Genomic DNA, 12478 nt, shown 5'->3' on the forward strand with positions numbered 1-12478 from the left:
CCCCTGTAATAAATCCGTCTATCTATTGTACCATGAAGCGGCTTTATGCGCAGTAGTACGCAGAATTTTCTTAAAATTACTTTACTATTATATGTTAAACTGCAAAAAATTGCTATGTTCGGCTTTGTTTAGAAACGAAATATGCTAGTATAAAAATGAATGAATGAGAAACGGAGAAATAGAATGAGTAATGTAGTCATCAAAGCGGGACCTGCCGTTATTGAAAAAATGAAAAATGAATACCAGGATTATCTTTTAACCAAGAAAATCCCGTATACTTCCTTTGCCGCTAAGAAAAACGGCACGGTGATCACTGCTTATACTTCTGGAAAAGTAATGTTCCAAGGAGCAGGTGCAGAACAAGAAGCAAGTCGCTGGGGCACAGCTTCCGAAACAAAAAAAGCAGCCAAAACAACGTCATCTTTACCAGCGAATTTCAGCCAGCTGTCTGTTTTGGGCAGCGATGAAGTCGGCAACGGCAGTTATTTCGGCCCTCTTGTCGTTTGTGCAGCCTATGCGGATCGCGCGCATCTAGATGAATTGAAAAAAATCGGAGTGCGGGATTCAAAAGAACTGAAAGACAGCCAGATCATTCTTTTAGCTGAAAAAATCAAAACATTGATTCCATACCAGCAGCTGATTGTCACACCTAAGAAATATAACGAGATTCAACCTAAATATAACGCTGTACGGATGAAAGTCGCTTTGCACAACCAAGCCATCCAGCTTTTATTGAAAAAAATCGCACCCGAAAAACCTGAGGCGATCCTAATCGATCAATTCACGCCGGAAGCAAATTTCAAAAAATACGCAAAGCTGGAAAAAGAACCAGTCACTGAAAAAATCTATTTCATCACTAAAGGCGAACAGTACCATCTTTCTGTCGCTGCGGCTTCCATCATTTGCCGTGCTTCTTTTTTAGAAGAATTAGCAAAAGCTTCACAGGAAACAGGAATGGAGATTCCTTCTGGTGCTGGGACAAAATCGGATCAAGCTGCAGCAAGACTGTTGAAAAAAGGCGGCCTTCCGTTATTGGAAAATTATGCTAAACTCCACTTTGCCAACACAGAGAAAGCACAAAAACTGGTTAAATAAAAAAATACAACAAACCCACTTAAACTTGAATACCTGTTTAAGTGGGTTATTTATTGTTTACTATTTGAAAAGAGTCTTAATGCTGTGAAACATGAAGAACGAAGTGAATCCCTGTCGAACAGTATCTATTTGGTGCTCGGAACAGACCACTGAGAAAACAACCTCTTAACCGTTTCCTGTTTTTACGGTTTACGCTTGGTTTGCAAAGTAATTGGTCAAACCTGTAGTGATACTTTCAGCTAACTGTTCTTGATAAGAATCGGATACTAATTCTGACAAGTCGTTGTCATTGTTCATATAACCCATCTCGATCAAAATAGAAGGCTGCAGATTCTCACGCAAGACTTGATAGTTCCCATAAGCAATGCCTCTGGAATCTAAAGGCAGACTGGTAAAGCTTTCTTGTATCGTTTGCGCCAGTGTTTCTTCTTCACCATAATAGTAATATGTTGTTATCCCTGTCGCTTCATTCGCATATTCAGTGGAATCTGCGTGCAAACTGATGAACACATCTGCTTCCTTTTCCTCACTATACGTACAAATATCGCCTAATTGTACGAGTTCATCGGTCGTACGCGTAAGATAAACCGTTGCTCCAGCTGCTTCCAGCGCTGACTTGACTTTTTCAGCTGTGCTCAAGGTTACTTCTTTTTCTTCTGTCAGCTCGTCATTACTTAGTGCACCAGTGTCTTCGCCCCCATGTCCTGGATCAAGAACAATCACTGCGCCGGATAAAGAATCTGGTACTGATTGTGTTGTTTTTGTCACTTTTTCACCAGAACTTTTTGGCAAGTATCCTGTATCTCCATCGTTGGTCTTTATTTTATAGACATCATCTGTTTCGCTGATATATTCTGTCAGCTCTCCTCCATTTACAAGCGCTAGCTGGGTCGTCAATGCTTCATCAGAATACAGATCACTATCTTCTTTTCCGATTTTTACCATGGTCGTTGTCGTGGGTTCTGTTTCTGCCGCCGTACTCGTTTCGCTTATTTGTGCACTTGTTGCTGTTTGTTCAGCTGTAGTGTTTTGTTCAAAAATACCTGATTTATAAATACCCAAAAATACTGCTGCGCCCAAAAAGACGATTGCCATCAATTTTTTCATCTTTCCTCACCTCGTTGGATAAATCTTAACGAGGGAAGCTTAATCAAAGCTTAAATGAAAAAATTATTGCTAGATTTCTTATTTTTGCAGAAAAGAAATCCGACCTTTTTTTACCTTACGCGTTTGGAAAAAGTGTTTCAATGCAATCTGTGCATAAATAGGCAGACTCACACCTAAAAGCATAAAGTAGACTGGACCAACAAAACGCAAAAATAATGTACATACAGCTAGATTTGCAAAAGATGCACAGACAAACAGCGGGGAGCGCCAAAAGAGCACAAAAGAAACCAAAAATTTTTGCTTCTCATTTTCCAACGTGCATAAAACATGATAAACAAATAAGACCACGCTCATTAAACATAACACTGTCGCCGCAGACATCAAAACTGCGCCGATGTGCGTATTCATTTGGCGAAAAATCTGCCGATCGATTAGCAAAAGAAGCAAATAAATACTCAATAAGACATCTTTTTTCCAATATTTCTGTACATTTTGCCGAAAATCAAAGAAAAAAGAAGTTGGTTCTTCTTCGACTTGTTTTCCCATATAAGATAAACGCTCTGTCAGTGTCCGTGTCGCGCTAAAAACTGTAAAAAGCGGCAGCGAGACGATAAACCACAGGATCTGCAATCCAGCAAGTTTTGGAATCAGAGTCAAAAACTGGATCAATAGCTGATTGAGTTTTATTTTTCTCACCCTTTCGTCCCCCCTGTCAAATCCATTCCTTCAATAAAGTATCTTTGCGCAAAGAAGAACAAAAGAACCGTTGGCAGCAGGACAAGAGTCGCTCCAGCCATCAAATAATTCCACTGTGTCGTTGCTTGGTTTTGAAAAACTTGCAGCCCGATTTGCAATGTGTAACGATCTTGATCGTGAATGTAAAGCAATGGCCCAAGAAAATCATTCCATGCCGCATTGAAGGAATTGATCGCAATCGTGATCAATGCTGGTTTCGTCAAAGGAATCATCAAATGACTCCAAATATAAAAATGATTGGCTCCATCAATCTCCGCAGCTTCAATCAATTCATTGTTGATAGACAAGTAAAATTGACGCATCAGAAAAATATTGAAGGCATTGCCGAAAAAAGAAGGAACGATCAACGGCAGATAAGTACCCACCCAGCCGATTTTTGAAAAAATGACATACTGCGGAATCATCGTCACAAAACCCGGAATCATCATTGTCGATAAAACCAACGCAAACATCAGCTTTTTCCCTGGAAAATCCAATTTGGCAAATCCATAAGCAATAAATGAATTCGACAGCACATTTCCTAAAACGACCAAAACTGTTATAAATAACGTATTTTTAGCATAAAGCCAAAACGGGAATGCCTGGATCGTTTCTATATAATTGTGCCAATTGATGGTTTCTGGAAAAAATGTCGGCGGGAACCGAACGATTTCCTCCATTGGCTTTAAAGAAGTGAAAATCATCCACAGCAGCGGAATCAGCAAAACGATCCCAATCAAGCTCAATCCGACATAACTCAGATATTTTTTCAATTTGCGATTTCCGCTTTTGCTTGCGATCCATTCTGTCATTTGCCGTCGCCTCCTGAATAATGCACCCATCTCGGCGCTAGTTTCAAATTGATAAATGTAAGAACCAACACAATAAGAAAAAGAATCATTGACATAGCCATCGCATAGCCCATATCAAAAGCAACAAATGCTTTATTCCACATATGTAGGTTATAGAAAAGTAATGAGTTAGCTGGTCCGCCTGTGCCGTTTTGGGTCATCACATAGGCTTCTTGGAAAATTTGGAAGGAGCCAATCGTTGACGTGATCACATCGTAAAAAATAATGGGCGTAATCAGCGGCAACGTGATATTTTTGAATTTCCCCCATACGCCTGCTCCGTCGATTTCTGCAGATTCATATAACGCAGAAGGAACGTTTTGCAGCGTCGCAAGATATAACAACATTGCACCGCCAGAACTCCATATACGCATCAAAATCAAAGCAGGCTTCGTCCAATTTGGATCAAACAGCCACGCAGGACCTGTGATGTTGAACCAGCTTAAAAATGTATTGACCAATCCCGCAGACGGCGAAAGCAGCTGCATCCACAAAATATAGATCGCTACACCTGATAATACAGCGGGCAGATAAAAAATCGTCCTATAGACACTGATACCGCGTATTTTTTGATTCAAGATCGTTGCTAAGAAAATGCTGAATAATGTTGTCAGCGGAACATTGAAAATAACAAAGTAAACTGTGTTATATAACGATCGCCAAAACAATGTATCTGAAAAGAACATCCGTCTGAAATTATCTAGACCAATAAAATTCATTCTTGAAGTCAAGTTATAATCTGTGAAACTGCCAACTACTGAAAAAAGCATCGGGCCAAGCATGAAAATAACAAATCCGATAATGAATGGCGAAATAAAAACATACCCCCACATTGCTTCTTTTTTCTTTCGTTTAGAAATTTTTTTCACCGATAAATCCTCCTTTGCGTAGAAAATAGAATAAATTACCCGTTAGAGAGAGGACAAAAAACGTGAAAAATAGAGAGTGTCGGCTATTTTTCACGCCTTCTGTCTCGCTCAATCAATCACGAATAAGAAAGCGAAAAATAAACACTTCTCTAGAGATAAGCCCGAAAGATTCAACTTTTCAAAGCGTTGAATCTTTCGGCTCTTGGTTTAAAGCAGTGCTCATTTTCTTCTTTTTGTCTAACGGATATTTTCTGGTTCTTTCTTACTGATTTTGTTTTACTAAATCTTCTACTGCTTTTTGCGCATCTGACAAACCAGCTTTTGCCGATTTTCTTCCTAAAAGGATTTGATCCAGCTGTTCATTGACAAGCGTTGTAAAATCAGGTGCGTTTAAAGGTGTCGGTGTAATCACAGTATTTGCAAAATTTTCGTCTGCCATCTTGTAAATCATTTGTCCTTTTTCTGACAGATTATCATTATTTACTAAGTTTTCATTGGCTTCTTTGTTTGCCATGATATCAAAACTTTTCTCACCAAATTTTTCTTGTACTTCAGCCGATGTCAAATAATTGATGAATTTATAGGAAGCTTCTGGATTTTTTGCGCCTCTCGGTACTTCTAGGACAAATCCGCCGCCCCAAGACCAATGGCCGGAACCTTCTTCTTTTTCTGGCAGCTGCATCACGCCAAACTCAAAATCGTCTGGAGCATTTTCCATTAAATTCGAATAATAGTTGATATTTTGCGCACGCATAGCAACCAAACCAGAGATAAATGGATCAGAAACCCCTGAACCAAAATCAGCTTCTAAACGATTGATTGTGTCTCTTCCGTAATGCTCTTGCCATTTCTGGATCCATTCAATCGCAGAGACTTTATTTGGTGTATCTATCTTCACTTCCTCGTCTTTGTTAAACCAGCTTTCGCCATTATCTGCATTCAATGCCCAGACATCTGCTCCCATGTTCCAAAGAGGATAAAAACCGATACGGCTGAAATCGCCATTTTCTTTTACGTCTAATTTATGGGCTGCTTCTTCTAATTCATCCCACGTTGAGGGTAAATTATCTTCGCTGATGCCTGCTTCTTCAAACATCTTTTTATTGTAAAAAATCACTTGCGTATCTGTGTTGAACGGAATCGCGTAAGGGTCACCTTTATAGTTCACGGTATCCCAAAGCTGCGGATAAAATTCTTTTGACGTATCATCTTTGACAAACTCAGATAAATTCGTTGCTTGATTTGCTTCTGCCCGCTGCGCGACAGAATTGATATCTTGAACGATGACATCTGGCGGATTTCCTGCTGTAATGGCAGAAAGTGATTTCGTCCAGATATCTCCCCACGGCTGGAATTTATAATTGACCTGAACATCGTCTTGCGAAGCATTAAAATCATCAATAATTTCTTCAATCACATCTTTTCTTGCGCCAGATCCCCAGAATGACCAAAAATCGATAGTTGTTTTTCCGTTGCTTGCTGCTGCAGCAGAATCGTTGCCATCATTATTTGCCCCGCATGCACTTAATCCGATAAGTGCAGTTCCCAATAGTGTGAATAAACCGGCCTTCATTGTTTTTTTCATAAATTACCTCCAACTAATGTTATTAAAAACGCTTACGAATAATGCTATTTTTTACTCCTTCCCTTCTTGGAAATCAAGGGTAAGGAGAGGTTTTTTGATGCTAAGTAAATGTTTCACATACTGAAATAGACTTTTCTTTAGAAAAAAGTCAAAAATTGCCCAAAAAAATGGCATCTGCGCGAAAATCAACTCCTCCTTGATCAATCCAGAAGGCCAAGAAGGAAAATCACTTCCTTCTTTTATACGGCCTCCATTTCGAATTGATCGTCGGAGAAGCTGATTTATTTACGCTTAGATGCGTTCAGTTATGTTTTTTTACAAATCACACCGACAGTTTATAGTCTTATTTGCTTCTTCCTACAAAGAATGAAACGATAAGAACTAAGATCACTGCACCAATAATTGATGGAATGATCGCCATTCCTGCTAATGATGGTCCCCATGAACCTAGCAATGATTGACCGATAGCAGAACCGATAAGACCTGCGGCGATATTTGCGATCCAGCCCATGCTGTTTCCTTTACCTGTTAACGCTCCTGCGATAACCCCAATAATTGCACCTACGATTAATGACCAAATTAAACCCATAATAAATTCCTCCTTAAATTATCTGTTATTGTATTATTGTACTCTGTTTTCTTGTGTTTCTTGTACTTTATCCTGAACCTTTTCTGTTCCGCGGCTCATAGCGTCTTTTGCTTTTTCTGTTTGTTGAGAAGCGAAGTTCCCAGTTGTTTTTGCAGCGCTTGTCACTTTATCTTGGACCGTTTCGCTGTCTTTTTCATATTCTTCTTTTGATTTAATATCCGTAACATTGATATTTACTTCGATCACATCTAGATGAGTCATTTTTTCTACTTCATCGTGGATTACTTTTTTGATGTGTTCCGCAAGTTCTGGAATGTCGCGGCCGTATTCAACAACGATATCCATGTCTACTGCTACTTGTTTTTTCCCAACTTCTGTTTGGATACCAGCAGTAACATTGTCAGTATTGACTAATTTTTCAGCAACATTTGAGAAGAAGCCGCCGTTGACTGTCAATAATCCGTCAATTTGTTCTACTGCGTTACCAATGATTTTTTGGATTACTTTATCATCATAAGTAACGTCGCCTTTCACATGTTCATCTCCATGTTCAGGAGTGTTATGTGAATGTTCAGGTTGTTTAGGCGCATTGCCTTGTGGACCATGTCCTGGTGTACCTGGAACGTTTGGTTTAGTTTCTTCTTTGTGGTGTTCCACTGCGTTTGTCACATTTGGTACGACTGGATCTGGATGTGCAGATACAGGTGCTTTGTTTGTATTTTTGTCTTGATTGTTGTTTGACATAATAGTTCCTCCTAATAGTTTATTTCATGTTGTTCAAGAACTCTTCAAGGATCCCCGTTTTATCTAAATAGAAACCTAACGCTGCTCCTAAAACTGTCAATACCACGATCAACAATGTTTTGAAGAAGCCGATAGAAACTAATAGTACGGCTAGGATCAGACCTAACACCCCGAAAATAATCGGGAGTTTATATTGATCGAATAATTCTTTCATTTGGCTCCCTCCTATTCTACTCGAGAGTGGTTTGTCTCTCGTTCTTCGTTGTCTCTGTCAAAATGTGCATAATTGACATCAACATGGACTTTTTCATCTGTGCCCACTATTTCTTGCAATTCGCGGCGAATCTCTTCCATCAAGCTTCCTGTTTTACCCAAGATGGATGAGGTTCTAGTCAGTTTCCCTTTGACTTTGACTTTGATCTTGTTCTTTGTAGCGCGAACGTCGACTTTTGGTGTACCGACAAAGTCTTTTTCATTCAGTTTTGAACGAACAAAACCTTCGATGGCTTTTTTATCAAGTGATAGTGTCCCTGCATCTTCTTTCAGAATAAAATTGCGTTTTATTCTTGGGTAGAAAATGAGTACCAGAATCACGATGACCAGCAACACGGCAAAAACGACTGCGGCCCAGAACAAATATTGCTGAAAATAATAATTGGTCAAAGAAAAATGTAGCAAGCGACCTTTTTTAAGACCGAATGGCATATCCATAAATGGTGTACTGATTAGCATCACTAACAATAAGACTGATAACAGTATCAACGATAAAATGATCCCGATTGTTTTTATTCCCCGATTCATAGCACCCCTCCTTTCTTCTTTCTGCTAAACAAAAGATGATTCAGCGATAACACTTTACAGACAACTTTTCCGTCTATTTTCCTGGATGGATTTTTTGGTCAGCTTTTTTCTTTTTGACCAACATAGGAATGAGAATAATCGTTGAAACCATCAACAGCTTCTTCAGTGTTTTATTCATCAGCTTCCCTCCTATAAGAATGACTTCGTAGTTTTACTGGATATAAGATAAGTGTGATTTACCAATAACCCCAGAAAATACGTTTCGACTTCGCCTTTATGAGATAAGTTCTCAGACATTTCTAAAACGAGTTTTCTGTTTTTCATCAACTCCTTTTTTATATCAGCTGTTATCTACACTATCTACAATATTACAATAAATGAAAAAACAAAAATAATACGCTTATAAATATCTAATTTAAAGTAAGTAAATCAAAATAAACAAAGCTAAAACATTGATATATCGGCATTTTAATCAAAAAAAATTTCAAAAATTTTTTTGAGCAATTTCGACCTTTTCTTACTTATAAAAACAAAAAAAGCCGCTTTATAACATAGAAAGCGGAATGAAAACAAGGACATATCATGAGAATAAACATTATTTTATTAGAAAATTCAGAGGATTTAGAAATGAGTTGGATGTATAAGAGAAAAGTGGGGGTTTTGATAAAAAAAGATATTTTTTCACAATAAAATGTCTTTTAAAAATTTTGTATTGAAATTAAAAAAATAACTATACAACATCAATATATGAGTTTTTTTGTATTTTATTGGAAGTTGCCAAAAATACGGACTCTTCAATAAATCTTAAAAATAAAAAATTCAAGATAACTACGACTATTGTTCGTAATTGTCTTGAATTTTTTGTATTTTAATAAGTTTTGTCTTTCTCCATTAGTTTAACAAAATATTCTATTGAATCTAAAAGGTGTTTATTACTAAAAACAGCTTTTTTGTAATGATCAGGTACTGCTTTATCTGTAGAAACATCTTCAAAATGTTTAAGAAAAATTCTAGGATCGTAAACTACTTTTTCATTATTTCTTTGGGCATGATAAAATAAAATATAAGATTCAAAATACATGAATGTTCCATCATCAAAACAGTCATCATGTTGGGAAATAAAATCCTTCGAAAATACATAGCATGATCCATGTAAAGGAACGTTTTCTACAATATGCCCAATATATTTTTTATGAGAATAATCAGCCTTTTTTTTAGGAAATAAATTTCCCAATAAACGCCATCTTAAATAATAAACAACATTTAATTTATTTTTTATAATAAGTCGTTTCTTTCTCTCTATTAGTTCTTCATAAGTAAAATTCTTGCTTGCTTGCGGATTTTGATGATACTTATATTTAACTGAGTAAATGTCTGGACCTAGAATAGCGAAGTTTGTTTCATTATAACTTTCATAAATTTTATCTATGAAATCGACTTGCTCTATTTCCATATCATTATTCATTACAACGATAAAGTCACTGTCATTATAATTTTTGGCATATCGATAACCAATATTATTTCCTTTTGCAAAGCCATCATTTTTCTTATTTTTTAGTACAATCACATTTACTTGATCTTTATACTTCTCTTTTAAAATTTGATAAGAACCGTTGGGCGAATCATTATCAACAATAATAATTCTTTTTTCCCCTTCTACATTTTTTAAAATAGATTCCACACAATTACAGGTTACATCTGTTACTTGGTAGTGTAAAATCACAAAAGATACCATTATTCTTTTTCCTCCCTTACATGGACTTTGGCATTTGTAAACTCACCAATCAATTCACAGGCGTGCTTATAACGTTCCAAAAATAGTACTAGTTCTTTTCCTTTTAATTCATCTATTGCACACACATGCCTATTTCTCACACATATTGCTTTTTCTGCGATAAGAACATCCGCATAATGATAAATTGGAGTAATTCCCTGTCTTTTCATCGTAGTATATATACTTTGTAGCACCTTTCTAATATCTTCATCTTCTATTAGAAAGTCGACTTGCATAGTTGCAATCGTGTGTAACAATCCTTCATCCAGAATCATATATATTTTTTTTGGAAACCACCGATATAAAAAATTTAAATACATTATTCTATCTAAATAAAATTTAATTTTTCTTTTTTTATTATAAATTCCATAATGGGAGTATTTTTTCATCAAGTATTGATACTTTCTTCTAGGAAATATAATGGATATATTTGTTATCAGTTTATGGAGAGCTTTTCCTGCTAACGTTTCTCTTTCAAATTTCAAATAATTAAAACTTTTTTTATTATATTCTTTCTCTAAAACTTCACTATAATAGGTCTTACCTGAGCCAGGTATTCCAAATATATCAATAATCAATGGTAATTCTCCATTTCTTTATTATTGAATAACATCATAAAAATAAACAACAATGCTACTACCGAATAATGAGCTAAGTACGAAGACTGTATACTGCTGAAAAACATGTCAAAAAGAATAAACGAACTGATTACTTTTGCTTTGGGAACCAAAAAAGCAAACTGTCGTACAAAATTTTTTGCAAAATTAAATAAAAAGATTAAAAATAAGATTCCACCAATTAGGCCTAATTGACCAAAAATCATTGGTAATAAGCTCCATTTGACTTGATTACAATATAAATCGTCCTTAAAATCAAACTTAAATCATAAGATAAACACTGTTTATTGATGTATTCTAAGTCCAGTTCAACCATTTTATGGAAACTGACGTCATTTCGACCACTTATTTGCCATAATCCAGAACAACCAGGTTTAACATAAAGGCGCTGCAAATCGTATTCAGTATACTCTGCTACTTCTCTTTCTAAAGGTGGACGTGGACCAATCAAACTCATATCGCCTTTCAATACATTCCATAATTGAGGTAACTCATCAATACTTTTTGCACGAATGACTTTCCCTATTTTAGTTATGCGCGGATCGTCCTTTATTTTGAACATAGCTCCTTCAATTTCATTTTGATCAAGTAAATCTATTAATTTTTCTTCTGCATCTACGCACATTGAACGAAATTTATACATTTCAAATGCTTTCCCGTTTTTACCAATACGTGTTTGGCTAAAAATTATTGGACTTCCTGGCTCTTCTTTTTTTATTTTATACGCTACATAGACTAATAATGGTGAAGCTAAAATCAAACCGACTATACTCCCAACAATATCAATTATTCTTTTAGATAATTGATAAAGATACCGTTTTTCTACATTGTTCTTATCCAACCAAATTTGCTTAGGATGAATGTCGTTAAAGCGTATCACTAACTCTTCATCCTGTAATTGTCTAGTCTCTTTCACGATTTTTCTCTTCTCCTTATCCCCTCAATTAAAATAACCCAAACCTCTTCTTCACTTCTGTATAATCTGGATAAACAACCTCATCCCCGTTGATCAAATCCTTTGCTGCCTGTTTCATCTGTGCCACTTTTTCTTGTCCAAAATCTTTGGCTATCTGCTCATAGCACTCTTTGAGATAAAAGGTTCGTTTAGATACACCATGGGCATCAGACGCAGCCATTTGGACAAGATTATGTTTGACCATCGTTTTGGCTGTTTTTTGGATATCTTTTCCAAAAACGCCTATGTAACTTGGGGCAGTTAGTTGAGCAAGACATCCCATGTCAAGGAAGGGCAGTAAATGATTGGGATCTTTTCTGAAATGTGCGTTACGCTCTGGATGAACGATGACAGGTCTCTTTCCCATTTTCAGTAATTCAAAAAAAAGCTGTTCTGTATATAACGGTACTTCTAGTGTCGGAAACTCAATCAATAAATAAGTATCATCTAAATCTGTAAATAAGATTTCATCTCGACGAATGTCTTCGATCAAGTCGCCTGTGATTCTTACTTCTTGTCCTTCCAATAACGTTATTGGCAACTGTCGCTTGTCAAATTCGGATTGCAAAAAAGAGACCAGAGAAATCACTTCTGATTTTTCATTTCGATACTTCCCATTGTTGTGATGGGGCGTACACAGAATATGTGTGATGCCCTGGCTAATTGCTTTTTCTGCCATGGCGATACTTGCTTCTAGCGTTTCTGCGCCATCATCGATCCCTGGTAAAATATGACAATGTAAATCAATCATTTCTC

14 protein-coding genes are annotated in these 12478 nt (G+C 36.5%); 1 reads left to right on the forward strand and 13 read right to left on the reverse strand.

The genetic code is table 11. The features are described 5' to 3' along the window. The first annotated feature begins 183 nt into the window (after nt 1-183). Nucleotides 184-1095, forward strand: coding sequence for a ribonuclease HIII (gene rnhC / locus IGI64_RS09105; RefSeq protein WP_429940232.1), 912 nt, complete (start codon nt 184-186; stop codon nt 1093-1095). 189 nt (nt 1096-1284) lie between these two features. Here the strand turns inward: rnhC and IGI64_RS09110 are convergent, their stop codons facing one another. From IGI64_RS09110 to IGI64_RS09170, 13 genes are all read right to left on the reverse strand, one after another. Continuing rightward, nucleotides 1285-2202 carry an N-acetylmuramoyl-L-alanine amidase family protein gene (locus tag IGI64_RS09110; protein WP_429940233.1) on the reverse strand — a complete coding sequence of 306 codons (918 nt, stop codon included), beginning with the start codon at nt 2200-2202 and terminating at the stop codon, nt 1285-1287. 78 nt (nt 2203-2280) lie between these two features. Continuing rightward, the gene (locus tag IGI64_RS09115) at nt 2281-2898 is read right to left on the reverse strand and encodes a hypothetical protein (protein ID WP_429940234.1); all 618 of its coding nucleotides are present in this window, start codon (nt 2896-2898) and stop codon (nt 2281-2283) included. Next, a complete protein-coding gene (locus IGI64_RS09120) occupies nt 2895-3749 on the reverse strand; it encodes a carbohydrate ABC transporter permease (protein WP_016623400.1) in 855 nt (284 codons plus the stop codon). The genes IGI64_RS09115 and IGI64_RS09120 overlap by 4 nt, the downstream gene beginning before the upstream one ends. After that, nucleotides 3746-4657, reverse strand: coding sequence for a carbohydrate ABC transporter permease (locus IGI64_RS09125; protein WP_429940235.1), 912 nt, complete (start codon nt 4655-4657; stop codon nt 3746-3748). Before IGI64_RS09125 ends, IGI64_RS09120 begins: the two co-directional genes overlap by 4 nt. 262 nt (nt 4658-4919) lie before the next feature. Continuing rightward, nucleotides 4920-6242 (reverse strand): ABC transporter substrate-binding protein, encoded by a 1323-nt coding sequence (locus tag IGI64_RS09130; protein ID WP_429940236.1) that lies wholly within the window; start codon nt 6240-6242, stop codon nt 4920-4922. 343 nt (nt 6243-6585) lie between these two features. Then, complete coding sequence (locus IGI64_RS09135) at nt 6586-6831, reverse strand: GlsB/YeaQ/YmgE family stress response membrane protein (protein WP_016623395.1); 246 nt, start codon at nt 6829-6831, stop codon at nt 6586-6588. A gap of 33 nt (nt 6832-6864) precedes the next feature. Beyond that, nucleotides 6865-7575, reverse strand: coding sequence for an Asp23/Gls24 family envelope stress response protein (locus IGI64_RS09140; protein WP_429940237.1), 711 nt, complete (start codon nt 7573-7575; stop codon nt 6865-6867). Nucleotides 7576-7594: 19 nt separating this feature from the next. Continuing rightward, entirely contained in the window at nt 7595-7789 is a 195-nt protein-coding gene (locus tag IGI64_RS09145) for a DUF2273 domain-containing protein (protein WP_016623393.1), read from the reverse strand. 11 nt (nt 7790-7800) lie between these two features. After that, nucleotides 7801-8376 carry an alkaline shock response membrane anchor protein AmaP gene (gene amaP / locus IGI64_RS09150; protein ID WP_034861450.1) on the reverse strand — a complete coding sequence of 192 codons (576 nt, stop codon included), beginning with the start codon at nt 8374-8376 and terminating at the stop codon, nt 7801-7803. An 868-nt stretch (nt 8377-9244) separates the two neighbouring features. Then, entirely contained in the window at nt 9245-10111 is an 867-nt protein-coding gene (locus tag IGI64_RS09155) for a glycosyltransferase (RefSeq protein ID WP_429940238.1), read from the reverse strand. Beyond that, on the reverse strand, nt 10111-10728 hold the full coding sequence (locus IGI64_RS09160; RefSeq protein ID WP_429940239.1) for a hypothetical protein: 618 nt from the start codon (nt 10726-10728) through the stop codon (nt 10111-10113). Before IGI64_RS09160 ends, IGI64_RS09155 begins: the two co-directional genes overlap by 1 nt. Before the next feature lie 241 nt (nt 10729-10969). After that, nucleotides 10970-11683, reverse strand: a complete 714-nt coding sequence (locus tag IGI64_RS09165) for a sugar transferase (protein ID WP_429940240.1) — start codon at nt 11681-11683, stop codon at nt 10970-10972. Nucleotides 11684-11711: 28 nt separating this feature from the next. After that, the gene (locus IGI64_RS09170; protein ID WP_429940241.1) at nt 11712-12473 is read right to left on the reverse strand and encodes a tyrosine-protein phosphatase; all 762 of its coding nucleotides are present in this window, start codon (nt 12471-12473) and stop codon (nt 11712-11714) included. Nucleotides 12474-12478: the final 5 nt, after the last annotated feature.

Origin of the sequence: Enterococcus sp. DIV0210g, assembly GCF_050559705.1 — a bacterium.
Classification (GTDB): Bacteria; Bacillota; Bacilli; order Lactobacillales; family Enterococcaceae; genus Enterococcus_B; species Enterococcus_B faecalis_A.

Coding starts and splice junctions, on each gene's coding strand:
- IGI64_RS09155 (WP_429940238.1), bottom strand. CDS start 10,111: ATGGTATCTTTTGTGATTTTACACTACCAAGTAACAGATGTAACCTGT.
- IGI64_RS09110 (WP_429940233.1), bottom strand. CDS start 2,202: ATGAAAAAATTGATGGCAATCGTCTTTTTGGGCGCAGCAGTATTTTTG.
- amaP (WP_034861450.1), bottom strand. CDS start 8,376: ATGAATCGGGGAATAAAAACAATCGGGATCATTTTATCGTTGATACTG.
- IGI64_RS09140 (WP_429940237.1), bottom strand. CDS start 7,575: ATGTCAAACAACAATCAAGACAAAAATACAAACAAAGCACCTGTATCT.
- IGI64_RS09135 (WP_016623395.1), bottom strand. CDS start 6,831: ATGGGTTTAATTTGGTCATTAATCGTAGGTGCAATTATTGGGGTTATC.
- IGI64_RS09120 (WP_016623400.1), bottom strand. CDS start 3,749: ATGACAGAATGGATCGCAAGCAAAAGCGGAAATCGCAAATTGAAAAAA.
- IGI64_RS09170 (WP_429940241.1), bottom strand. CDS start 12,473: ATGATTGATTTACATTGTCATATTTTACCAGGGATCGATGATGGCGCA.
- IGI64_RS09130 (WP_429940236.1), bottom strand. CDS start 6,242: ATGAAAAAAACAATGAAGGCCGGTTTATTCACACTATTGGGAACTGCA.
- rnhC (WP_429940232.1), top strand. CDS start 184: ATGAGTAATGTAGTCATCAAAGCGGGACCTGCCGTTATTGAAAAAATG.
- IGI64_RS09145 (WP_016623393.1), bottom strand. CDS start 7,789: ATGAAAGAATTATTCGATCAATATAAACTCCCGATTATTTTCGGGGTG.